Below are 23238 nucleotides of genomic sequence, written 5' to 3'. Positions count from 1 at the left end.
GGCGATCGCCTGTGCGGTGGGCCTGTGCCGGTGAGAGCGACGTGAGAGACCTAGGAGACCTGTCGGTGTCGGATGGCTTCGAGGTTCCGGGCGCCACGGCGACGGTGCTGCTGTCGGCCGTCGTCGCCCGTGTCGCCGTGACCGCCGACCGGCTCGGTGTGCCGCACGCGGAGGTCTTCGACACCGGACGGCTGTCCATCGCCTCCGGGGTCCCCGAGTCCGTCGTCAAGGCCCTGCTGAGCGGCCGCCCGGCGGGCGAGCCCGATGTCCAGGCCCGGTTTCTGCAGCGCCTGGACCTGCTGCGCCGCACCCGGCTCAAGCCCAACGGCCGCAAGTACACCCAGCAGGAGATCGCCGACGGCGCCGGCATGTCACGGCAGCAGGCGGGCGCCCTCATCAACGGCGACCGCCGTCCCACGATGGAGCACTGCGACGCGATCCAGCGGTTCTTCCGGGTGCACGCGGGCTTCCTGACCGCGGAGGACCCCGAGGCCCTCGCGGGCGCCCTGCAGCACACCGAGCAGGAGCTGCTGCAGAAGCTCGCCGCACGGGAGGCGGCCGCGGCGGCCGAGGACCCGCTGGAGCGGCTGCTCCAGGACCACGGCGTGCGCGGGATCGCCTGGCGGGCGGCCCAGCTGCCCACCGACCAGCACCGGGACAAGGTCGCGGAGTGGCTGGACATGCTCCTGGAGAGCGTGAAGCGGCCCGAGTCGTGATCCGGGGGAGAACAGTGGGCATCGCCAGGGAAATGCGCCGTCTGTGCGGCGGACTCGTCTCCGAACTGACCCTGCCCGCGCCCGCCGCGCCGGCCGACCTGTACACCGCGCTGTGCGACGGGATGAGCAGACGCCGGGGCCGGCCCGTCCACTTCCGCACGGCGGCCTTCCCGACCGACACGGCGAGCGGGCTGTGGCTCGACATGGCCGACCAGGACCTCGTCGTCATCGAGGAACGCACCGCGCCCGACCACCAGTTGGTGATCCTCGGGCACGAACTGTGGCACATGAACGCGGGCCACTGCGGCCACCACGTCGAGGGCGCCTCGGTCGCGGCCCGTTTACTCACCGACGGGGCCGACCTCCAGGCCACGGTCCGCAAGGTCGCCGCCCGCACCCGCTTCGACCTCTCCGACGAGAAGGACGCCGAGAGCTTCGGGCTGCTCCTCGCCAGCAAGTGCCGTACCTGGCTGGCCGGTTCGTCCCCGCGCGGCCGCGGCCGGGACGATCTGGCGGGCCGTATCGAGACCTCGCTCGGCTATCTGGGACCGAAGAACTGACCTTCGCGTACGACGGTCAGGTCGCGCTGCGCCGGCTCGCCTCCCGGATCTCGCGCACGGCCGCCTCGGGCAGGTCCGGGTGGGCCCGGGGGCGGCCCTCGCGCAGCAGCCGGCGCCAGTGGTCGCGGCTCCAGGCGGCCGGGGCGGTGGTGCGGGTGAACTCCTCGACCAGGGCGAGGAACCGGGCCGGATCGGTGTGGAACGGGAAGTGCCCGGCACCCTCGAAGATCTCCAGCCGGCTGCCCGGCATGGCCTCGTGGGCGCGGTGGGCGTGCCGGACCGGCACCACGCTGTCCCGGTCGCCCCACAGCAGCATGGTGGGCATCCCGGCGGTCAGATAGCAGCGGTCGAGCATGGTCACCACCTGCCCGCGCCAGTCGACGACGGCCCGCAGGGTGCGGATGAAGGCGTCACGGGAGGTGGTGTCCGGCAGGGCGTCGACGAGGTGGAGCAAGTCGGGTGCGTCCTGTCCGAGATCGGTGTCGAGCGCCTTCATCAGCCCCGTCACCAAGCCCAGTTGCAGACGCATACCGGGCAACCGCAGTGCGGATAGCGCCAGATGGGCGCCGGGCAGGGAGACCAGCCGCAGGGCGGGGTTGACCTCGCGGCCCACTCCTCCGGCGCTGACCAGGACGAGCCGCTCGGTGCGCTCGGGGAACTGGTAGGCGAACTGCATGGCCACTCCCCCGCCGAGCGAGTGGCCGACGAGGGTGGCCGACTCGATGCCGAGCGTGGTCAGCAGGTCGCGCAGTCCGTTGGCGTACGCGGCGACGGAGTAGTCGGCGCGCGGCTTGTCGGAGGCGCCGTGGCCGAGGAGGTCGGGGGCGACGACGGTGTGGGTGCGGGCGAGAGCGGGGATCAGGTCGGCCCAGGTCGCCGAGGAGTCGCCGATGCCGTGCACGAGGACCAGGGCGGGGCCCTGTCCGGCCCGGCGGAAGGCCCTGCGGTGACCGTGCACGACCCGGTATTCGAGGGCCGGCTCCCGGTCGCCCGCGCGGCGCGGTCCGGCGGCGCGCACCGGACGCCGCGTCGAGACGTCGAACACCTGTCCTCCTCCCTGGTCGAAACCGCTTCCTCCCAGCGTAGGGAGCGTTTCCACCCGGGGATTTCGGAGAGGTTTCACCTCCGCTAAGCGGGCGAACCGGCGGGCGGCGCGACCGGATTGTCAGTGGTGGGCGGCAAGCTGGGGGGTGCGCCGTCGCAGGGCGGCGTCCGCGCCGCCCCGGCGGCGCGGAGACGACGCCGACACGGGGAGAGCCGACCGATGCCCACTGCCGTACTGACCGATCGCGAGCGCACCGCCGTCCAGGCCTATCTGCGGCTGCTGCACACCGTCCGGGCCGTCTTCGGCGAGGATCCCGGCGGCGAGCGGGGAGGCACCGCCGGCCCGCCGCCCGTCCGGCTGCCCCCGGTGGTCCCGCCCGCCGTGCTGGCGGAGGCGGAGCGGGCGCTGGCGGAGGCGGGACTCGCGGGCAACGAGGAGGAGTTCTTCAGACTGCTGCAGAGCTGGTGCCCGGCGTCCTGACGGGGCTCCGGTCCGGGCTCCTCAGCGGTGGTGGACGGTGACCGCCGTGGCCACCAGACCCCTGCGGACCGTCCAGGAGCCGTCGAAGTGCCCGAGCCGGTGGCCGCCGAGCACCGGTCCGGGCACCAGGAGCCGGGCGCGGAAGGTGCCGCTCCCCTCCCCGTCCGTCCCGGCCGAGATGTCGATGTCGGCCTCGCTGAAGTCCAGCCACTTACGGGTGAGGGGGAACCACGCCTTGTAGACGGACTCCTTGGCGCTGAACAGCAGCCGGTCCCAGTGCACCTCGGGCCGCAGGGCGCTCAGCCGTGCGAGCCGCTCCTGCTCGGCGGCCAGGGCGACGGCCTTCAGCACCCCCTCCGGGAGCGCGTCGTGCGGCTCCGCGTCCATGCCGAGGGAGGCCAGGTCGGCGGCGCGGACCAGGGCGGCCGCGCAGTAGCCCTCGCAGTGGGTCATGGTGCCGGTCAGGCCGTCCGGCCACTGCGGCGCGCCGCGCTCGCCGGGCAGCACCGGCTGCGGCGGCACCCCGAGCTTCTCCATCGCGCGCCGGGCGCAGGAGCGTACGACGGTGAACTCGCGGCGCCGCTTGGGGACCGCGCGCGCCACCAGCGCCTCCTCCTCGGGGTACAGCGGCGCGTCCCCGAACTCCCGGACGCCCTCCTCCCCGAAGGCCTCGACGGCCACCACGGACTCCGGCAGCAGTTCCTCGATCACCGGTCCTCGCTCTCCGCCGGCGTCTCCCGCCGCGTCAGAATGGTGTCCTCGGCGGGTGCGGGCAGGATGCGGCGCAGCCGGCCCGGCGGCTGCACGCGCTGCCGCCACTCGCGCGGATAGCCCACCGAGACCTCCTCGAAGCGGACGCCCTCGTGCCAGGTGGTGCGCGGGATGTGGAGATGGCCGTAGACCATGGTCGCCACCCGGAAGCGGCGGTGCCAGTCGGCGGTCAGCCCGGTGCCGCACCACATGGCGAACTCCGGATGCCACAGCACGTCCATCGGGTGGCGGTGCAGCGGGTAGTGGTTGACGGGAACGACCGGGAGACCGTCCGGCAGTTCGGCGAGCCGGCGTTCGGTCTCGGCGACCCGGGCCCGGCACCAGGCCTCGCGGCTCGGGTACGGGTCGGGGTGCAGCAGGTACTCGTCGTTGCAGACGATGCCGGTCCCCTGCGCGTACGCCAGCCCCTCCTCCTTGGTCGTGCAGCCGGCCGGCAGGAACGAGTAGTCGTACAACAGGAACAGCGGCGCCACGACCACCGGGCCGCCCGGGCCCTCCCACACCGGGTAGGGATCCTCGGGGGTGACCACGCCCAAGTCCCGGCACAGGTGCACGAGATGCTCGTACCGGGCGACGCCGCGCAGGGTGACGGGGTCGGAGGGATGGGTCCACAGCTCGTGGTTGCCGGGCACCCAGACCACCTTGCGGAAACGGCCCGCGAGGGTCTTCAGCGCCCAGCGGATGTCGGCCACGTTCTCCGAGACGTCCCCGGCCACCAGCAGCCAGTCCTCGTCCGTGTCCGGCGCCATCCGCTCGACCAGGGCACGGTTCTCGGGATAGCCGATGTGCAGATCGCTGATGGCCAGCAGCTGCCCGGCACCACCGGCCGTCGACGTCACCTCGCGTCCTTCCGTCCACCACGCACGAAGGTCACCACGACAGCACATTCGCGGGCGCGGAACAAGGCCGCCCCTTTCGTGTCCCTCAGGTGCACGCCACGGTTACCGAGTGGTCACTTCCTTATCGCACGGGGTGACACAGGTGAACAAGATCAGAAAATCCGTAACACGCGCGTTGCACGCGGCACGGCTGGGAAGCCGTATGATCGCCCCAACACCACCGCCATGGAAGCCCCTTCAGCAGGGCGGTTTGGTGACCCTCCAATCCCCCTGCCCGGGCACGGGCCCGCTTTGCCCTGCCCGCGACCCCTGAAAGGCGGCCTCGCATGGTCTCTCGCGTACGCGTCTGGCTCAACCGCACGTACGCGGAGAACGTGTTCTTCATGGATCAGCTGCGGAGAAATCCCAGCGATCGCGCGGTCGAGATCCATGCGACGCACGGCGACGCGGACTCACCCGTGCTGGCCGCCGCCGACACCGCCGACCTGGAGCCGGAGGGCCTGTCCCCCGCCGCCTACGTCGAGTACGCGCTCGACCAGTGCCAGCGCCGCGGCATCGACGTGTTCGTGCCCCGGCTGGAGCAGGCGGCGATCGTGGCGCATCGCGCCGACTTCGAGGCGATCGGCACGGCCCTGCTGGCGCCCACGCCCGAGGCCGTCGCGGTGTTCGAGGACAAGGTCGTCGCGTACGAGGCCGTCCAGGCGATCGGCGTACCGGTGCCGCCGTGGCACCGGGCCCGCAACGCCGACGAACTCGTCGCCGCTGTCGAGGAGTTGGAGGAGGCGGGGTACCGGGCCTGCTTCAAGCCGGCCTCCGGCGCCGGCGGGGTGGGCTTCCGGGTGGTCACGCGCGCCCCCTTCTCGCTCATGCACCTCAGCGGCTTCCCCACGCCGTACGTCCAGCTGGACATGGTCGTCGAGGCGCTGAAGCAGGCCGACGAGGCCGTGGACTGGCTGGTGATGCCCCGTCTGGAGCAGCCGGAGGTGTCCGTGGACTGCCTCACCGGCCCCGACAACCGGGTGCGGATGGCCATCGGCCGCAGCAAGAACGGCCGCCGGCGCGGCTTCACCCTCCAGGAGCAGTGGCTGGAGCCGGCCCGGCGCATCGCCGAGGGCTTCGGGCTGCACTACCTGTCCAACATCCAGTTCCGCATGTTCGGCGACGAGCCGGTCCTGATGGACGTCAACACGCGTCCCGCCGGCGGGCTGCACCAGCTCTCCCTGTGCGGGGTCAACGCCCCATGGGCCGCTGTGCAGTTGGCGCTCGGGGAGGACCCGGGCGAGGTCGTGCCGCCGTTCCTCGGGCAGGACTACACGGTGGTGTCCGGGCCGCGGCCGCTGCGCGCGGTGTCGCTGCCGCACCAGCGGATCGAGGACAGCGCCGAGCCGCTGCTGCCCGCCGTTCCCGCGCAGGCCGAGGCCGTCCTGCCCGTATCGGCCGAGGCCGTCGAGGTGACGCCGGCCGGCGCGGCGGAGGTGCTGCCGCTCTAGCGGGCGTTTCTCTCACCGGTATGGACCAATTCCGTCGCTCACCTTGACAGGCGGATTGGTCCATACCAACTTTGTTGCGCACCCCCTGGCAGTTCTGCACTCCCGAGCACCCCCATACCTTCAGGGAGATCTGCGTGCGCACGACACCCCACAGACGCCCCTGGCGTCGAGCTCTGGCCCTGCTGGGCTCCGCGGCCCTCGCGCTCGCCGGGGCCATCGCCCTGCCCGGCACCGCCGAGGCCGCGAACGTCCTCACCAACCCCGGTCTCGAATCCGGCTCCCTCTCCCCCTGGTCCTGCACCGGCAACCTCGGCCAGGTCGTCTCCTCACCCGTACACGGCGGCTCCAAGGCCCTTGCGGGCGCGGTGAGTTCGAGTGACATCGCCCAGTGCAGCCAGACCGTCGCCGTCCAGCCGAACACGACGTACTCGCTCAGCGGCTGGGTGCGGGGCAGTTACGTCTACCTCGGCGTCGACGGCGGCGCCTCCACCTGGACCTCCTCGCCGTCGGCGTACAGCCGGCTGTCGGTGGCCTTCACCACCGGCGCCGCGCAGACGAGTGCGACCGTCTATGTGCACGGCTGGTACGCCCAGGGCACCTACTACGCCGACGACATCGGCCTGGACGGACCGGGCGGTGGCGGCGGCTCGGACACCCAGGCGCCCACGGCGCCGACCGGCCTGACCTCCACCGGCAAGACCTCCTCCAGCGTGTCGCTCTCCTGGGGCGCCGCCACGGACAACACCGGCGTCACGGCGTACGACGTCTACAGCGGCTCCTCGCGGGTGCTGAGCGTCTCCGGCACCTCCGCCACCGTCGGCGGGCTCTCCCCGAGCACGGGGTACACCTTCAGCGTGCGGGCGCGCGACGCCGCCGGGAACGTCTCCGGAGCGTCCAACTCGGTGTCGGTGACGACGAACGCGGGCAGCGGCGGTACCTCGTTCAAGCAGGCGGCGCCCTATCTGTACGAGGGCTGGGGCGATCCGCCGAACGTGTCCACGGTGATGAGCGCGACCGGCATCAAGTGGTTCACGATGGCGTTCATGCTCGACGGGGGCGGCTGCAACCCGATGTGGGACAGCACCCGTCCGCTGACGGGCGGCGTCGACCAGAGCGTCATCAACCAGGTCCGTGCGGCGGGCGGTGACGTCGTGCCGTCGTTCGGCGGCTGGCAGGGCAGCAAGCTCGGCGCCAACTGCTCCTCCGCGAGCGCCCTCGCGGCCGCGCTCCAGAAGGTGATCGACGCCTACGGTCTCAAGGCGATCGACATGGACATCGAGAACACGGACGAGTTCGAGAACGAGGCCGTGCAGGCGCGGATCCTGACCGCGCTGAAGACCGTGAAGACCAACAATCCCGGACTGAGGACGATCGTCACCTTCGGCACCTCGACCACCGGGCCGACGTACTACGGCAACCGGCTCATCGAGCAGGCCAAGTCCCTCGGCGCCGACATCGACGTCTTCACCATCATGCCGTTCGACTTCGGCGGCGGCTCCGACATGTACGGCAACACCGTGAACGCCACGGAGGGGCTGAAGGCCAAGCTGAAGTCCACCTTCGGCTGGGACGACGCCACCGCCTACGCCCACATCGGCATCTCCGGCATGAACGGGCTGTCCGACCAGCAGGAGAACACCACCCCGGCGATCTGGACGAGCATCCGGGACTGGGCGAACTCCCACCACATCGCGCGGCTCGCCTACTGGGCCGTCAACCGCGACCGCTCCTGCCCCGGCGGCGGCGTGGTGAGCAACTGCTCCGGCATCAGTCAGGGCACCTGGCAGTTCACCTCCATCACGGCGGGCTTCACCGGCTGAGCCGACGGACTCCCGCCGCCCGCCGCCCACTTCCCGGCACCACCCGGCACCCCGCGGCGCCGGTTCCCCGGATCCCGCTCCTGGATCCGGGGAAGTTTCTTTCGCCCGGGGTGTATCAGGGCGCGAGGTGCGGGTTCTAAAGGAGGTAACCGTGAAGGCCCACCGGGGACGACGGGGGAACGTGAGGTCCCGGTGGGCCGGCGCGCAGGCACCGCCGTTCAGGGTTGACCGTTCAGGGTCGGTGCACGGGGGGATCGGGGAAGCACCAGCCCCGGGAGTCATGGGGGATGCCCGGGGGCACGGGGGATCGGGGCGGACGGCCGCTGTCACGGGGAGCGGCCGCCCGCTCCCGCCCTGAGCTCGACCGGCCGGACCACCCCAGGCGGTCCCTCAGCCCGTCGGATAGCCCCAGGCGCGGGCGATCCCGGCCAGCCGGGGCGGCAGGTCGAGGGCGGGGTCGGCGGCACGGGCGGGCTGGATGCGGCCCGACTTGATGGTGCTGGACCAGTCGCCCAGCTTCGGCCGGAACGCGCCGTGGTCACCGCGGCCGTACTCCAGCATCGCGGGCTCCCACGCCACCCCGAGGTGCGCGCACAACTCCCGCGTGACGCGCTCCGGTTCGGCCGTGAGCTCCTCGTACCTGACCACATGGGCGCCGGCCAGGCCCAGCCTGGCCTCCTCCAGCTTCTCGGCGTAGCCGAGCACCTCGGCGCGGATGGCCTCGCGATCGGGGTTCCTGCGGCGGTCGGTGAGGGAGGCGACGACCGCACCCGGGTGCCGCAGCAGCAGGATGTGCCGGGCGTGCGGCCAACATCGGTGCAGCCGGGGCCAGATGAGGGTGTTGGCCGGCGTCTTGTCGACGATGACCTCCTTGCCGCTGCGGGTGAGCTCCCGGTGCAGCACCCGGTCCCAGAGCATGTGCTCCAGTTCCGTGCGGTCGAGTTCGAGCGCCCGCATGGCCTCGGCGGTGAAGTCACGGCTCAGCTTCACGTGCAGGGTGCGCAGATGCATCTCGTGCGGGGCGCGGATCCGGCTGTGGCTGTTGAGGATCACCCGCAGCAGGGTGGACCCCGAGCGCACCGAGGAGAGCACGAACACCGGGGACTCCACCAGCCGGGGGCCCGCCGGGGCGGTGTACGGGTCAACGGCGGGCGCGGGCTCGCAACGCGGGGAGGGGATGGCGTCCAGGGTCCGCCGCGGCGGACTCACCGCCTCCCTCATGAGTCTCCCGCGGCGCTTCAGCCCCTTGCCTATCGCCGCAATGCGCGGATCCCTCACGTCGACACCTCTCTCTCACGCCCGGCGCCCGCATCCCAGGGGCCCAAGACGTCGTCCAGGTGTCCCGCAGATGAAGCGCGGGAGCCACGGAATGCCCCATTCCGCCGCTGACCTGGCCTCTTACCCCTTTCTTAATTGTTCATATGACTTACCTTGGCGCGGGCTGGGTGGGCTGGGGCGAGGGGGCGTACAGGAGGCTCAGAACCGGCCCGAGCCCCGGTAGAGCTCCAGCTCACCGTCCAGTTCCACGGCGAGCACGGTGGCGTACGGATCGAGGTCGGCCTCGGCCGGCGGGTCGATCCACAGCACCCCGACCGCCTCGTGCAGCCCGCCCACGACCTCGTGCCCGAGTTCGGTCCCGGTGCCGAGCACGGTGACCCTGCGCACCGGGGTCGCCAGCCCCCGGACGCCGATCTCCGCGCGCGGGGCGTCGAACAGGGTGAGGTAGAGGGTGCGGCCGTCGGCGGAGAGGGTGCTGGGACCGTAGTGGTGCCCGGCCGGCAGCCCGCGGACCGTCCCGTACACGGCGTCGGCGTGCCGGCGGATCCACTCCCCCAGCCCCTCCAGCCGTTCGACCTGCGGCTGCGGGATGGTGCCGTCCTCCATCGGGCCGACGTCGAGCAGCAGATTGCCGCCCCCGCCGATGGTCTCCGTGAAGTAGCGGATCAGCTGGGCGAGGGACTTGTGGTGGTGGTCGTGGTGCTGGTAGCCCCAGGAGTCGTTGATCGTCAGGCACAGCTCCCAGGGGCCGTCCGGCGGCACGATCGGGGCGCCCTGCTCGGGGGTCGCGTAGTCGCCCTCGCCGAGCATCCGGGCGTTGAAGACGACGTCCGGGCTGTACGACCGGATGAGCGCCGCGAGTTCGGGGATGCGCCACTGCTCCTCGCTGCGGTCCCACTCCCCGTCGAACCACATCAGGTCGGGTCGGTAGCGGGAGGCCAACTCCCTGATCTGGCCGTCCCGGTAGGCGATGAACCGCTCCCAGGCCTGGAGGTCCTCGTCCTCGGCGGAGCACTCCGAGTAGCGGTTGTCCTCCATCTCCGGCGGGCGGCCCGGCTTGCGGGTGCTGGCGTAGTCGGGATGGTTCCAGTCGGAGTGGGAGTAGTACAGGCCGACCTTCAGACCCTTCTCGCGCAGCGCGTCGGCATAGCCGGTGAGGTAGTCGTGCCCGAGGTTCAGATCGCCGTACGCCGTGTCCCACAGGGCCACACCGTCGTGGTGACGGCTCGTCAGGACCGCGTAGCGGGCGCCGGCCCGGGCGAACAGGTCGGCCCAGGCCTTCGGGTCGTAGCGGGCGCCGGTGAACCGGCCGAGCTGGGACATGTACTGCTCGTGCGGCACGATGTCGTCGTAGAACGACCACGACTCCTGGACGCCGTCGACGGCGTAGATGCCCCAGTGGACGAAGATCCCCAACTTGGCGTCGGTGAACCAGGGTTGCATGGGCACGGCTGAACTCCTCGGCAAAGAGCGGGACTTCGGGGGAAGGGCGGGCACGGTGGTGCAGTACCGTGCCCGCCCGGCAGAGGTCCGGGCGTGCCCGCCCGGAAGGGGTGGGACCTACGCGCCGCGCCGCAGGCGGAGCGTGAGGACCTGGAAGGGACGCAGGCTCACCTCGACCGCGCCGCCGGCGTCCGTGGCCGCCTCCGCGTCCTCCTCGCGGGGCCGCTCCAGCAGGTCGGTGACCTGGAAGCCGGCCAGCGGGAACCCGGTGCGCACGAGGCCCCGGGCCCGGCCGCCGCGCGACTCGTACAGCCGCACCACCACGTCGCCCGACCGGTCGTCGGCGAGCTTGACGGCCTCGACGGTCACGCCGTCGCCCTCCACGCTCACGACCGGCTCCGCCGCGCCCGCCGACTCCGCCACCCGCAGCGGCAGGTTGAGCGCGTAGCCCTCGGCGACCGCGTCGCCGATCGTGGCGCCCGGCAGCAGGGAGTAGGTGAAGCGGTGCCGGCCCTGGTCCGCCTCGGGGTCCGGGATGCGCGGGGCGCGCACCAGGCTGAGGGCGACCGTGGTCGTCGTACCGCCGTCCTCGCGGACCGTGCGGGAGACGTCGTGGCCGTACGTCGAGTCGTTGAGGACGGCGACGCCGTAGCCGGGTTCGCCGATGTGCACCCAGCGGTGGCCGGAGACCTCGAAACGGGCCGACTCCCAGCTGGTGTTGGTGTGCGTGGGCCGCTGGACATGACCGAACTGGATCTCGGCCGAGGAGTGCGCGGCACGCACGTCGACCGGGAAGGCCGCCTTGATGATCTTCTCGGCCTCGTGCCAGTCGAGGTCGGTCTCGATGTCGATGCGCGGGCTGCCGGCCCGGACGGTGATCGTCTGAGTGAGGGTCGAGCCCTTGCCGAAGGAGCGGGTGACACGGATCGCCCCGAGGAGCGGGTCGTCCTCGACGACGGTGACCGAGTCGGGGTCGAGCAGGTCCGTGAAGCGGTTCTTGTAGTGCTTGTCGATGTCCCAGGCGTCCCAGTAGTTGGGCAGGTCGGTGTGCAGACGGAGCAGGTTGCCCCGGCCGGCGAGGACCTCGCGGCCCGCCCGGATGTCGTATACGGAAGACAGTGTGCCGTCTTCTGCCACCTGTACACGGACGAGACCGTTGTCGAGGGTCCGGCCGGAGACCGTCACCGGCTGCGGCGAGCCGTCGGCCCCGGCGAGCGGCGCGCTGCCGCTGCCGGGCACCTCGACGTAGGCCGGCGCGCCCGCCGAGGTACGGACGACCTCGGCACGGTCGTACGGACCGGCGTTGAACACCCGGGTGCCGCCCGCGCCGAGCGCGGCGACCGCCTCGGCCGTCAGCGCCTCCAGTTCCTCGGCGACCCGCGCGTACTCGGCCTCGGCCTCGCGGTGCACCCAGGCGATCGAGGAGCCCGGCAGGATGTCGTGGAACTGGTGCAGCAGCACCGTCTTCCACAGCCGGTCCAGCTTCTCGTACGGGTAGGCGTAGCCCGGCGCGTGCAGCGCGGCCGTGGTCGCCCACAGCTCGGCCTCGCGCAGCCGGTGCTCGCTGCGCCGGTTGCCCTGCTTGGTGCGGGCCTGGGAGGTGTAGGTGGCGCGGTGCAGCTCCAGGTAGAGCTCGCCGACCCAGACGGGGGCGTCCGGGTACTCCTCGCGGGCCTTGGCGAAGAACTGGTCGGGGTGCTCGACGACCACCTTGGGCGAGCCCTCGAGGTCGGCGAGACGGCGGGCCCGCTCCATGATCTCGCGGGTGGGGCCGCCACCGCCGTCGCCCCAGCCGAACGGGGCGAGCGAGCGCGTCCCGCCGCCCTTCTCCGAGTAGTTGCGGACCGCGCGGTCCATCTCCTCGCCGCTGAAGCGGGCGTTGTAGGTGTCGACCGGCGGGAAGTGGGTGAAGATCCGGGTGCCGTCGATGCCCTCCCACCAGAAGGTGTGGTGGGGGAACTTGTTCGTCTGGTTCCAGGAGATCTTCTGGGTGAGGAACCAGTCGTTGCCGGCCAGCTTGGCGAGCTGCGGGTAGGCGGCGGTGTAGCCGAAGGAGTCCGGCAGCCAGACGCCCTTCGTCTCGACGCCGAAGTGCTCGATGAAGAACCGCTTGCCGTGGATGAGCTGGCGGGCGATCGCCTCGCCGCCGGGCAGGTTGCCGTCGGCCTCCACCCACATGCCGCCGACCGGCGCCCACTGGCCCTTCTTCACCGACTCCTGGATGCGGGCCCACACGTGCGGGTAGTTGTCGCGCACCCACTCGTACTGCTGGGCCTGCGAGCAGGCGAAGATGAAGTCCTCGTACTCGTCGGCCAGCGACGTCACGTTGGAGAAGGTGCGGGACGTCTTGCGCTTGGTCTCGCGGATCGGCCACAGCCAGGCGGAGTCGATGTGCGCGTGGCCGACGCCCGAGATGGTGTGGGCGCTGGCGTGCGCGGGGCGGGCCAGGACGGGCGCGAGCACCTCGCGGACGGCGGCGGCGCTGCCGGAGACGTCGTCCAGGTCGAGGGCATCCATGGCACGGTCCAGGGCGTGCATGATCTCGTGGCGGCGGGGCTCGTGCTCGCCGAGGTGGACCATCAGCTCGCGCAGCACCTGGAGGTCCAGGTCGAGGTGCCAGACCTGCTCGTCGAGGACGGCGAGGTCGGCACGGCGGAATGTATACAGTGGACGGTCGCCCGCCGTCAGCACATCGCCGAGCAGCGTCGGCTCGGCGAAGTCGTTCGCCAGGATGTCGGGGTTGGAGGCCGCCTCGACCAGGTAGTCGATCCGCTCCCCGCCGGCCGCGGGGTTGCCGACGGCGACGTACTGGTTGAGCGGGTTGACCGCCTTCAGGGGGGTCCCGTCGGGGCGGTGGACCAGTGCCTCGGCCTGGTTGCCGGGCCAGTCGCCGACGAAGCCGAGGTCGATGACGGCCTCGACCCGCCGGCCCGCCCACTCGGCGGGCACCTGCCCGCTCATCCGGAACCACGTGGTCCCCCACGGCGGACCCCACGGGGTGCCCATCGCGAAGGGCTCGTAGGCGGCGCCCGCGGCCTCCTCGAACGGGACGGGCTCCCCCGGCGCCTGCCAGGCCTCGACCTCGAAGGGAACGGTGGCCGCGTAGATCGCGGGCTTGATGCGCTGGTTGTGGACGCGCTCGACGCGCTCCTCGATGCGGCGGCGTTCGTCGTGCATGGGATGTCTCCAGAGAACCGGATGGCCGGGTAGCGGGATGGCCGGGAACAAGGAACCGGATGGGGAGAGCCGTCGGGCTCGGAAAGCGCTTTCTCTCTACGTCAGCGCCTAAGGTACGCGAGCCCCGGATGGACCTCGGTGTAGCCCTCCACCAGCCGGCGGGCGACGTTCACGGAGTCGACCAGCGGATGCAGCGCGAACGCCTTCACCGCGGTCGCCCACGAGCCGGACTCGGCGGTGGCCAGTACCTCGCGCTCGACCGCCTTGACCGCGCACACCAGGCCGGTGGCGTGGCCGGGCAGCGGGTCGACCGCGACCGGGTGGGCACCGTTGGCGTCGACGAGGCAGGGGACCTCGATGACGGCGTCGGCGTCCAGCGCCGACAGGGTGCCCTGGTTGCGCACGTTGAGGATGAGCGTGGTGCGCTCGTCGCGGGCGATGGCCCGCATCAGGGCGAGCGCCACCTTCTCGTAGCCGCCGGAGAGGTCGTCGGCGTCGCGCTCGCCGGCGCCGGCCGTCTCCCGGTTCTCGGCCATGTAGGTGGCCTCGCGCTCGGCGCGGGTGCGGTCCCAGGCGGCCAGGGCCGCCGCGCCGGGGTCGCGCATCTCCTCGTAGAAGTGGGCCTGCTGCTCGCGCAGGAAGGCGCCGCGGGTCCGCTCGGCCTGCTGGTAGGCGCGGACGGCCTCGCGGTTGAAGTAGTAGTAGTGCAGGTACTCGTTCGGGATCGCGCCGAGCGAGCGCAGCCAGTCGACCCCGAACAGCTTGCCCTCCTCGAAGGAGCCGAGCAGGTCCGGGTCGGCGAGCAGGCGCGGCAGTTCGTCGCGGCCCGCGACGCGCAGACCGCGGACCCAGCCGAGGTGGTTGAGGCCGACGTAGTCGATCCACGCGTCCTGCGGGTTCGCGCCGAGGACCCGGGCGATCCGGCGGCCGAGGCCGACCGGCGAGTCGCAGATGCCGATGACCCGGTCGCCGAGGTGGCGGGACATGGCCTCGGTGACCAGTCCGGCCGGGTTGGTGAAGTTGATCAGCCAGGCGTCGGGGGCGAGCCGGGCGACCCGCCGGGCGATGTCGACGGCGACGGGGACCGTCCGCAGACCGTAGGCGATGCCCCCGGCGCCGACCGTCTCCTGGCCGAGGACCCCCTCGGCCAGGGCGACCCGTTCGTCGTCGGCACGGCCCTGGAGGCCGCCGACTCGGATCGCGGAGAAGATGAAGTCGGCACCGCGCAGGGCCTCGTCCAGGTCGGTGGTGGCCTTGACGGTGGGGGCGTCGGGGACGCCGGCGGCCTGTTCGTCCAGTACACGGGCGACTGCATACAGTCGACTGTCGTCGAGATCGTGCAGAACGACTTCGGTGACCCGCCCCTCCGCCCGGTCACCGAGGAGCGCCCCGTACACGAGCGGCACCCGGAACCCGCCGCCGCCCAGAATCGTCAGCTTCACGCTTGCACCTTTCCTGCCACGACCACCTCGACGCCCGCCTCCTCGAAGGAGGTGCGGGTCACCGGGTCGACCGGCGCGTTCGTCACCAGCACGTCCAGGTCCTCGGGACCGCAGACCCTCGCCATCCCGGTACCCGGGAACTTCGCCGTGTCGGCCAGCAGGACAACCTTGTCACCGGCCTTGATCATGGCCCGCTTGACCGGCACCTCGACGACGGTCGTGTCCATCACCTGCCCGCCCGGGCGCACCCCGCTGGTGCCGAGGAAGAGCCAGTCGGCGTGGAGCTGGCGCAGGTTGTCCTCGGTGAGGAAACCGACCAGGGAGCGGTACTCGCGGCGGACCATCCCGCCGAGCAGCACCAGCTCGATGCCCTCGTCGTCGGCGAGCTCCTCGTAGACCACCAGATTGCTGGTGATCACCGTGAGGCGGCGGCCGTGCAGCTGACGGGCGAGGCGGTAGGCGGTGGTGCCGATGTCGAGCAGGACCGACTGGCCGTCGGCGATCATCGCCGCCGCGTGCGCGGCGATGGCGTCCTTCTCGGCCACCCGCACCTCGGCGACCTCGGCGAAGGGCTGGTCGCCCTCGTCGACGACGGCCCCGCCGTGGACCCGGGTGAGCAGGCCCTCCTCCTCGAGTTTGACCAGGTCACGCCGGATCGTGGCGGGGCTCACGCCGAGTTGTTCGGAGAGATCCGTCACTGCCGCGGGACCACCGGAGCGCAGGGCCCGCAGGATGAGTTGATGTCGTCGTTCTGCCAGCACGCCGTGAACACTACTCGTCATCTTCAATCATTTCTATGCTCAATTCTGCTCGGGTATTGACCGGAGGCCGCTGGCGTCGCACGATTCCGGTCACGAAATGAAGAGTTTTGACGATCTCCCCGACAGCGACATCCCGCCCCGACGAGAGGACGCCCCCGTGGACGACGACCGGCCCGACGTACTGCTGACCGGGCTGCTCTTCTACGACCTCGTCCTCACGGGCCTGGGCAAGCCGCCGACGCCGGGCGAGGAGATCTGGACCACCGGCATGGGCTGCGGCCCCGGCGGCATCGCCAACCTCGCGGTCGCCGCCTCCCGCTTCGGCCTGCGCACCTCCCTCGCCACGGTCTTCGGCGACGACTTCTACGGCGCGTACTGCCACGAGGTCATCGCCGGCCAGGAGGGCGTCGACCTCTCGCGCTCCCGGGTCGCGCAGGACTGGCCCACCCCCGTCACCGTCGCCCTCGCGCACGGCCACGACCGGGCGCTCGTCACCCACGGCCAGGAGCCCCCGTACTCCCAGGACGTCCTGATGGGCGACCCGCCCGAGGCGCGCACCGCGCTCGTGCACATCGAGACCGAGCCGCAGGCCTGGCTCGCCAAGGCCGCGGCGAACGGCACACGGATCTACGCCGACGTCGGCTGGGACCCCAGCCAGCAGTGGTCTCCGGAGTTGCTCGAGCAACTCGCCCTGTGCCACGCCTTCCTCCCCAACGAGACCGAGGCGATGGCCTACACCCGCACCGACAGCGCGGTCGCGGCCCTCGGCACGCTCGCCGAACTGGTGCCGGTGGCGGTGGTCACCCGGGGCGGCGACGGCGCGCTCGCGGTGGACCAGACGACCGGCGAGTACGCGGACGTCCCGGCCCTTGACATCGATGTCGTGGACGCGACGGGCGCCGGTGACGTGTTCGGAGCGAGCTTCGTCGCCGCCTCGCTCGGCGGCTGGCCGCTGGAGGAACGGCTGCGGTTCGCCGTACTGGCCGCCGGACTGTCCGTACGCCACCACGGCGGGGCGCTCGCCGCGCCCGGCTGGTACGGCGTCGACCGGTGGTGGCGGTCGCTGCGGGACCCCGAGCTGAAGCGGGCGTACGGATTCCTCGCCGACCGCATCCCGGCGGACGTCGGCCCGCCGGTGCGCCACGCCCCGGTCACCCCGCCCGCCCGGCTGACCTGACCTCCCCTTCACCCCCGTTCTTCTTCGCCCTCCTCTTCTTCGATCTCCTCTTTCCCTGCCCGAAATCTTTCCCTGCCCGAAGCTTTGCCCCTGGTTGTGCATCACGTCTGTGAAGACGCGAACAGATCCGAAAGGCGGTGGGAGCAGTTGCGGCTCTCACGTAGAGGCCTGCTGCGCGCCGGTCTGGCCGGTACGGCCGCGACCGCGCTCGGCGGTCTGGCGTCCGGCTGTGCCGTTCCGACCGGTTCGACCGGCCGGAACATGGTCCTGTGGTACTGGGACGGCGGTCTGGGCGACACCGTCGTCGAGAAGGCCCGGGCCCGCTACGGCGGCACGGTCGACCTCAAGGCCATCAAGATCGGCGGCTACTACCGTTCCAAGCTGATCACCACCATGGCCGGCCGCGCCCACGTCCCCGACGTCGCGGGCCTCAAGGGCGAGGACATGGCGTCCTACCTGCCCAACGCGGACCAGTTCGTGGACCTGCGCACGCTGGGCGCGGAGAAGTACCGGAGCCGGTACCTGGCCTGGAAGTGGGACCAGGGCATCGCCGACGACGGCTCGATGATCGGCTTCCCGATCGACTGCGGCCCGGTCGCGCACTTCTACCAGTACGACGTCTTCCGCAAGGCCGGGCTGCCGTACGAACCGGACGACGTGGCGAAGGAGCTCGACACCTGGGAGAAGTTCTTCGCGGCGGGCGAGCGGCTCAAGCGGCGGATCCCGGGGACGTATCTGCTCACCGACGTGAACTCCGTGTTCGAGAACGCGGTGCAGCAGGGCAGCAGACGGTTCGTCGACAAGGACCGCCACTTCATCGGCGACCAGGAGCATGTGCGCGCCGCCTGGGCGCTCGCCGTCGAGGCCAAGCGGCGCGGGATCGTCTCGGACCTGGTCAACGGCACCCCCGACCAGCTCTCCGCCGTCCAGGACGGCAAGCTGCCCAGCCAGCTCGGCGCCTCCTGGGCGACCAACGACCTCAAGAACGGCGTGCCGAAGACCAAGGGCCGCTGGCGGGTGGCCGACATGCCGGTGCGGCCCTCCAACAACGGCGGTTCGTTCCTGGCGATCACCAAGGCGTGCCGGGAACCCGAGCAGGCGTTCAAGATCATCACCTGGATGCTGGACGCGGCCAACCAGGCGCAGGGGTACGTCGACGCGGGCCTCTTCCCGTCCACGCCCGCCTCGTACGCCCTGGAGCAACTGCGCGAGCCCGACGCGTTCTTCGGCGGCCAGGTCACCATGGACGTCTTCGGGCCCGCCGCGCAGAAGATCGCCGTCGCCTACAACAGCCCGTACGACGTGGCGCTCGGTCAGCCGATCAAGGACGAGATCAAGAACGTCGGTGTCCTCGGCAAGAACCCCGACCAGGCCTGGAAGGACGCCATGAGCAAGTGCCGGCGGATCGCCGACCACCTGGGGGTGAGCCACTGATGGCCACCGCGCTGGACAAGCCCGCGGTCTCCGTGGAGTCCGCCCCCGCTCCCCCGCCCCGCAAGGGCCTGCGCAAGCACTGGCATCTGTACGCGGCGATCTCGCCGTTCTATCTGCTGTTCATCTGTTTCGGCCTGGTCCCGGTCGGCTTCTCGCTGTATCTGTCCTTCCACCGGTGGGACGGGCTCGGCCCGATGGAGTGGGCCGGACTGTCGCAGTACCAGTACCTGCTGGGCGACAGCGACTTCTGGAGCTCGATCGGGAACACGCTCGTCATCTGGGCACTGGCCACCTTCCCCATGATCTTCCTGGCGATGGTGACAGCCGTGCTGCTGAATTCGGCGGTCCGGTTCAAGAACGCCTACCGGTTCGCGTACTTCCTGCCGAACGTCACCTCGGTCGTGGCGATCGCGATCATCTTCGGCTCGGTGTTCTCCACCAACTTCGGCCTGGTGAACGCGCTGCTGCAGGCCGTGGGACTGGACCAGGTGGCCTGGCTGAACACGCCCTGGGGCATCAAGATCGCCATCGCCACGCTGATGACCTGGCAGTGGACGGGATACAACGCGATCATCTTCCTCGCGGGATTGCAGACAATCCCCGGTGAACTGTATGAAGCCGCCCGTATGGACGGGGCCGGTCCGCTGCAGACGTTCTTCCGGATCACGCTGCCGATGATGCGGCCGGTGCTGCTGTTCGTACTCGTGATCTCCACGGTCACCGGTCTGCAGAGCTTCTCCGAGCCGCAGGTCCTGCTGCAGAACACCTCCAACGACTCGACGTTCTCCGGCGGCCCCGGCCACGCCGGCCGGACGATGGTCCTCTACTTCTTCCAGCAGACCTTCGACAACAACGACTTCGGCTACGGCGCTGCCGTGGCGTGGGGCATCTTCCTCGTCGTCGTCCTCTTCTCGATCATCAACTGGCGCCTGGTGCAGCGCCGGGGCGAAGACTAGGAGGCCCCACCCCCATGGCAACCATCAAGGGTTCCCGGCGCCGCGCGCTCGCCCTGCACACGACTCTCGTCGTCGGTGTGCTCCTCTCGGCCTTCCCGTTCTACTGGGCCGTGATCATGTCGACGCACGCGTCGAGCGAGATCTTCTCCTACCCGCCGAAGCTGCTGCCCGGCACCCACTTCCTGGAGAACCTCCGCCACCTCCTGGACGCGATCGACTTCTACGGCTCGATGGCGAACTCGCTGCTGGTGGCGGGGACGGTGACGTTCCTGGTGCTGTTCTTCGACTCGCTGGCGGCGTTCGTCTTCGCCAAGTTCTCCTTCCCGGGCAAGCGCTTTCTGTTCGCCTCGCTTATGATCATCTTCATGGTGCCGGCCCAGCTCTCGGCCATCCCTCAGTTCGTCATCATGGCGAAGCTCGGCTGGATCGGCTCGATGACCTCGCTGATCGTGCCGGCGGCCGCCAACGCCTTCGGCATCTTCTGGATGCGCCAGTACATGAAGAGCGCCATCCACGACGAACTCCTCGACGCCTCCCGCATCGACGGCGCGAACTTCCTCCGCCAGTACTGGCACGTGGCCCTGCCGGTCGTCCGCCCCGGCCTGGCCTTCCTCGGCATCTTCACCTTCATGGGCCAGTGGAACGACTACGCCTGGCCCCTCATCGCCCTCACCAACCCGGACAACGTCACCCTCCAGGTCGCGCTGTCCCAGCTCAACGGAACCCACGGAACGACGGATTACGGAATGGTCATGACCGGCGCGCTGCTCGCGCTCATCCCCCTGCTCATCGTGTTCGCCGTCGGCGCGCGCCAGATCATCGGCGACCTCGCCAAGGGAGCGATCAAGTGACGGACCCCCTGCTGACGCTCCGCCCCTGGACCGCCCCCGAGGTGACCTCCTGGGGGCGGCTGCCCATGAACGCCGTCGACCGGCGCACCGGAGCACACTCCCTGGACGGCGACTGGCGTTTCCAGCTGCTGTCCGCTCCGGACGCGCCGGTCGGCGGTGCCTGGTCCACGGCGGCCGTGCCGGGCGTATGGACCATGCAGAACACCGACGACCCGCTGCGGTCGACGGTCGACCTTCCGCAGTATCTGAACATCCGTATGCCGTATACAGAAATCCCTCCACTGTCGCCGGTCGACGACAACCCGACGGGTGTCTACGAGCGGGAGATCGACATCCCCGCCGACTGGGCCGGCCGCCGCGTCGTCCTCCAGGTCGGCGCCGCCGAGAGCGTGCTGCTGGTGCATGTGGACGGGCGTCCTGTCGGCATCTCCAAGGACTCCCACCTCGCCGCCGACTTCGACCTGACGGACGTCGTGCGCCCCGGCGGCCGGCACACGCTGCGGCTGACGGTGGTCAAGTGGTCGGACGCCTCGCACATCGAGGACCAGGACCACTGGTGGCACGGCGGGATCACCCGCTCGGTGCTGCTGTACACGACGGACCCGCTGCACCTGGCCGATGTCGCCGTACGCGCCTCCCGGGACGGGGAGCTGCGCGTCGACTGCCGGGTGCGGGACACGGGCGGGGCGCTGCCGGAGGGCTGGTACGTCAGCGGGGAGCTGGACGGGCTGGCGCTCGCGCAGGACACGGAGTTCGACCGGGCCAACGCCGAGGACGAGCGCGTCTCCGCCTTCCTCGGTGAGGCACGGATGCAGACCCGCGTGCCCGAGGTGCGCGCCTGGACCGCCGAGACGCCCGAGCTGTACGGCCTGACGGTGCGGCTGCACCGCGCCGACGGCAGCGTCGCCGACCGCTCGCGGCACCGGATCGGCTTCCGGGACGTCGAGATCGTCGGCCGGGACCTGCTGGTCAACGGTGAGCGGATCTACATCCGGGGCGTGAACCGGCACGACTTCCATCCGCTGACGGGGCGGACGGTGTCGTACGACGACATGCGCGCGGACCTGGTCCTGCTGAAGCGTTTCGGCTTCAACGCGATCCGCACCGCGCACTACCCCAACGACCCGACGCTGTACGACCTGGCCGACGAGCTCGGTTTCTACGTGGTCGACGAGGCGGACATCGAGTCCCACGACCACGCCCATGAGATCGCCGACGACCCGCGCTATCTGAACGCGTTCGTGGACCGGGTCTCGCGGATGGTGCTGCGGGACAAGAACCACCCCTCGGTGATCATCTGGTCGCTGGGCAACGAGTCGGACTACGGCGCCAACCACGACGCGGCCGCCGGCTGGGTGCGCCGCCACGACGCGACCCGGCCGCTGCAGTACGAGGGGGCGGCCAAGCGCGGCTGGGCTGACCCGGACCTCGCCTCCGACATCGCCTGCCCGATGTACGCGCCGCTGGAGGACTGCGTGGCGCACGCGCTGTCCGGGGAGCAGACCAAGCCGCTGATCCAGTGCGAGTACTCGCACGCCATGGGCAACAGCAACGGCACGCTGGCCGACCACTGGGCCGCCATCGAGGCCACCCCGGGTCTTCAGGGCGGGTTCATCTGGGAGTTCTGGGACCACGGAATCCTTCAATCCGTGAACGACGGAAGACCGGTCGGGCGCGGGGGCGCCGGGCTCTACGACAACGGTGTCACCGCTCCCGGCTACCGCTGGGCGTACGGCGGTGACTTCGGCGAGAAGGACCACGACGGCGCGTTCATCGCGGACGGCGTGGTCTTCCCCGACCGCACCCCGAAGCCCGTCATGTTCGAGCACCGTGAACTCGCCGCGCCGGTACGGCTGGAGCTGTTCCGGCACGAGGGGCTGGTCGTCTCCAACCACCAGCACTTCCGGGGCCTGGAGTGGCTCGCGGGCGAGTGGGAACTGGCGCTCGCGGACGGCCGTACGCTGACCGCCCCGGCCGAACTCCCCTCGCTGCTCCCGGGGGAGACGGCGGTGGTCCCGCTGCCGCTGGAGCTGCCGGAGGACGGCGGCGAGGCGTGGCTGACGCTGCGGGTGACGACCGCCGAGGATCTGGCGTGGGCTCCGCGCGGTACCGAGGTGTGCGCGCCGCAGGTGCTGCTGCGGGAGGCCGTCGCGGCCGAGGACCTGCCGGTCCCCGGTGCCGTGGAGGTCGACGCGGACGGGCTGCTGGTCCATCCGCTGCTGACCGCCGGGCCCGTGCTGTCCCTGTGGCGGGCGCCCACCGACAACGACGAACTGGGCGGCATGGCGCTGCGCTGGCGGACCTGGGGCCTGGACGCCCTGGTGCGCAAGGTGGTGTCGGTACGGCGTGACGGTGACGCGGTGACCGTGCTCGCGGAGTACGCGGGCACCACCGGCGTGGTCCGGCACCGGCAGGTGTTCACCCCGGTCGAGGGTGGCGTCCGGGTGGACGAACTCGCCGAGCTGCCGGAGGAGTTCGACGACGTGGCGCGGGTCGGGACGGTCTTCGAGACGGTCGCCGGGCTGGACCGCCTGGAGTGGTTCGGGCAGGGCCCCTGGGAGTCCTACCCGGACCGCAGCGGGGGCGCCCCGGTGGGCCATCACGCCCTGGCCGTCGATGAGTTGTTCACCCCCTATCTGCGTCCGCAGGAGAGCGGCGGCCGGCACGGCGTACGGCGCTTCGTCCTCTCCGGTCCGGACGCGCCGGGTCTCGTGGTCACCCCGGACGAGCCCCGGCAGGTCTCCGTCACGCGCTACCGCGCCGACGATCTGACGGCCGCCGCCCATCACGACGAACTGGTGCCGCGCGCGGCCTGCGTGGTGCACGTCGACGCGGCGCACCGGGGCCTCGGCACGGCCTCGTGCGGTCCCGACACCTTCCCCTCCTACCTCGTCGCGCCGGGTGTCCATCGCTGGAGCTGGACCCTGCGCACCCCGTAACCCCCCATCACCGCAAGGACTGTTCGACTCTCCCGACTTTCCCCTGCTCTTCCCGGCTC

At 71.1% G+C, this 23238-nt stretch carries 18 protein-coding genes; 10 read left to right on the top strand and 8 right to left on the bottom strand.

Annotated features, from left to right (window positions below):
• The first annotated feature begins 65 nt into the window (after positions 1-65).
• Positions 66-716: a helix-turn-helix transcriptional regulator gene (locus tag ABZ490_RS28485; protein WP_358995762.1), complete on the top strand. Its 651-nt coding sequence runs from the start codon at positions 66-68 to the stop codon at positions 714-716.
• A gap of 32 nt (positions 717-748) precedes the next feature.
• Positions 749-1276: a toxin-antitoxin system, toxin component gene (locus ABZ490_RS28480; RefSeq protein ID WP_358995759.1), complete on the top strand. Its 528-nt coding sequence runs from the start codon at positions 749-751 to the stop codon at positions 1274-1276.
• A gap of 16 nt (positions 1277-1292) precedes the next feature.
• Here the strand turns inward: ABZ490_RS28480 and ABZ490_RS28475 are convergent, their stop codons facing one another.
• Positions 1293-2294, bottom strand: a complete 1002-nt coding sequence (locus ABZ490_RS28475) for an alpha/beta fold hydrolase (RefSeq protein ID WP_358995888.1) — start codon at positions 2292-2294, stop codon at positions 1293-1295.
• Between the two features lie 246 nt (positions 2295-2540).
• Between ABZ490_RS28475 and ABZ490_RS28470 the strand changes: the two genes are divergently transcribed.
• Entirely contained in the window at positions 2541-2801 is a 261-nt protein-coding gene (locus ABZ490_RS28470; protein WP_358995756.1) for a hypothetical protein, read from the top strand.
• A 21-nt stretch (positions 2802-2822) separates the two neighbouring features.
• Here ABZ490_RS28470 and ABZ490_RS28465 read toward each other — a convergent pair whose 3' ends face one another.
• Complete coding sequence (locus tag ABZ490_RS28465; RefSeq protein WP_358995753.1) at positions 2823-3512, bottom strand: 4'-phosphopantetheinyl transferase superfamily protein; 690 nt, start codon at positions 3510-3512, stop codon at positions 2823-2825.
• A complete protein-coding gene (locus ABZ490_RS28460; protein WP_358995750.1) occupies positions 3509-4411 on the bottom strand; it encodes a metallophosphoesterase in 903 nt (300 codons plus the stop codon). The genes ABZ490_RS28465 and ABZ490_RS28460 overlap by 4 nt, the downstream gene beginning before the upstream one ends.
• Positions 4412-4737: 326 nt before the next feature.
• Here ABZ490_RS28460 and ABZ490_RS28455 point away from each other — a divergent pair, with 326 nt between their 5' ends.
• Both ABZ490_RS28455 and ABZ490_RS28450 read left to right on the top strand, forming a co-directional pair.
• Positions 4738-5901 carry an ATP-grasp domain-containing protein gene (locus ABZ490_RS28455; protein ID WP_358995747.1) on the top strand — a complete coding sequence of 388 codons (1164 nt, stop codon included), beginning with the start codon at positions 4738-4740 and terminating at the stop codon, positions 5899-5901.
• A 134-nt stretch (positions 5902-6035) separates the two neighbouring features.
• Complete coding sequence (locus tag ABZ490_RS28450) at positions 6036-7721, top strand: carbohydrate binding domain-containing protein (RefSeq protein WP_358995744.1); 1686 nt, start codon at positions 6036-6038, stop codon at positions 7719-7721.
• A 390-nt stretch (positions 7722-8111) separates the two neighbouring features.
• Here ABZ490_RS28450 and ABZ490_RS28445 read toward each other — a convergent pair whose 3' ends face one another.
• The 5 genes from ABZ490_RS28445 to ABZ490_RS28425 form a co-directional block, all read right to left on the bottom strand.
• On the bottom strand, positions 8112-8942 hold the full coding sequence (locus ABZ490_RS28445; RefSeq protein ID WP_358995741.1) for a sulfotransferase: 831 nt from the start codon (positions 8940-8942) through the stop codon (positions 8112-8114).
• A gap of 255 nt (positions 8943-9197) precedes the next feature.
• Positions 9198-10448, bottom strand: coding sequence for an alpha-L-fucosidase (locus ABZ490_RS28440; protein WP_358995738.1), 1251 nt, complete (start codon positions 10446-10448; stop codon positions 9198-9200).
• Between the two features lie 111 nt (positions 10449-10559).
• The gene (locus tag ABZ490_RS28435) at positions 10560-13619 is read right to left on the bottom strand and encodes a glycoside hydrolase family 38 C-terminal domain-containing protein (protein ID WP_358995735.1); all 3060 of its coding nucleotides are present in this window, start codon (positions 13617-13619) and stop codon (positions 10560-10562) included.
• Positions 13620-13720: 101 nt separating this feature from the next.
• Complete coding sequence (locus ABZ490_RS28430; RefSeq protein WP_358995732.1) at positions 13721-15061, bottom strand: 6-phospho-beta-glucosidase; 1341 nt, start codon at positions 15059-15061, stop codon at positions 13721-13723.
• Positions 15058-15822: a DeoR/GlpR family DNA-binding transcription regulator gene (locus ABZ490_RS28425; RefSeq protein WP_358995725.1), complete on the bottom strand. Its 765-nt coding sequence runs from the start codon at positions 15820-15822 to the stop codon at positions 15058-15060. Before ABZ490_RS28425 ends, ABZ490_RS28430 begins: the two co-directional genes overlap by 4 nt.
• 157 nt (positions 15823-15979) lie before the next feature.
• Here ABZ490_RS28425 and ABZ490_RS28420 point away from each other — a divergent pair, with 157 nt between their 5' ends.
• From ABZ490_RS28420 to ABZ490_RS28400, 5 genes are all read left to right on the top strand, one after another.
• Positions 15980-16999, top strand: a complete 1020-nt coding sequence (locus ABZ490_RS28420; protein ID WP_358995885.1) for a carbohydrate kinase family protein — start codon at positions 15980-15982, stop codon at positions 16997-16999.
• Between the two features lie 147 nt (positions 17000-17146).
• Positions 17147-18433, top strand: a complete 1287-nt coding sequence (locus tag ABZ490_RS28415) for an extracellular solute-binding protein (RefSeq protein WP_358995722.1) — start codon at positions 17147-17149, stop codon at positions 18431-18433.
• A complete protein-coding gene (locus ABZ490_RS28410; protein WP_358995718.1) occupies positions 18433-19389 on the top strand; it encodes a sugar ABC transporter permease in 957 nt (318 codons plus the stop codon). Before ABZ490_RS28415 ends, ABZ490_RS28410 begins: the two co-directional genes overlap by 1 nt.
• A 14-nt stretch (positions 19390-19403) precedes the next feature.
• On the top strand, positions 19404-20240 hold the full coding sequence (locus tag ABZ490_RS28405) for a carbohydrate ABC transporter permease (protein ID WP_358995715.1): 837 nt from the start codon (positions 19404-19406) through the stop codon (positions 20238-20240).
• Positions 20237-23179, top strand: a complete 2943-nt coding sequence (locus tag ABZ490_RS28400) for a glycoside hydrolase family 2 TIM barrel-domain containing protein (RefSeq protein WP_358995712.1) — start codon at positions 20237-20239, stop codon at positions 23177-23179. The genes ABZ490_RS28405 and ABZ490_RS28400 overlap by 4 nt, the downstream gene beginning before the upstream one ends.
• Positions 23180-23238 lie beyond the last annotated feature (59 nt).

Origin of the sequence: Streptomyces sp. NPDC005811 (assembly GCF_040630405.1) — a bacterium.
Classification (GTDB): Bacteria; Actinomycetota; Actinomycetes; order Streptomycetales; family Streptomycetaceae; genus Streptomyces.
Note: the sequence above shows the minus strand (reverse complement) of the source record. Positions and strands in the feature narration are given on the sequence as shown.

What these genes read in the sequence shown, in the direction of transcription:
- ABZ490_RS28480 (WP_358995759.1), top strand. Translation starts at nt 749, where the DNA reads ATGCGCCGTCTGTGCGGCGGACTCGTCTCCGAACTGACCCTGCCCGCG.
- ABZ490_RS28470 (WP_358995756.1), top strand. Translation starts at nt 2,541, where the DNA reads ATGCCCACTGCCGTACTGACCGATCGCGAGCGCACCGCCGTCCAGGCC.
- ABZ490_RS28435 (WP_358995735.1), bottom strand. Translation starts at nt 13,619, where the DNA reads ATGCACGACGAACGCCGCCGCATCGAGGAGCGCGTCGAGCGCGTCCAC.
- ABZ490_RS28455 (WP_358995747.1), top strand. Translation starts at nt 4,738, where the DNA reads ATGGTCTCTCGCGTACGCGTCTGGCTCAACCGCACGTACGCGGAGAAC.
- ABZ490_RS28410 (WP_358995718.1), top strand. Translation starts at nt 18,433, where the DNA reads ATGGCCACCGCGCTGGACAAGCCCGCGGTCTCCGTGGAGTCCGCCCCC.
- ABZ490_RS28405 (WP_358995715.1), top strand. Translation starts at nt 19,404, where the DNA reads ATGGCAACCATCAAGGGTTCCCGGCGCCGCGCGCTCGCCCTGCACACG.
- ABZ490_RS28445 (WP_358995741.1), bottom strand. Translation starts at nt 8,942, where the DNA reads ATGAGGGAGGCGGTGAGTCCGCCGCGGCGGACCCTGGACGCCATCCCC.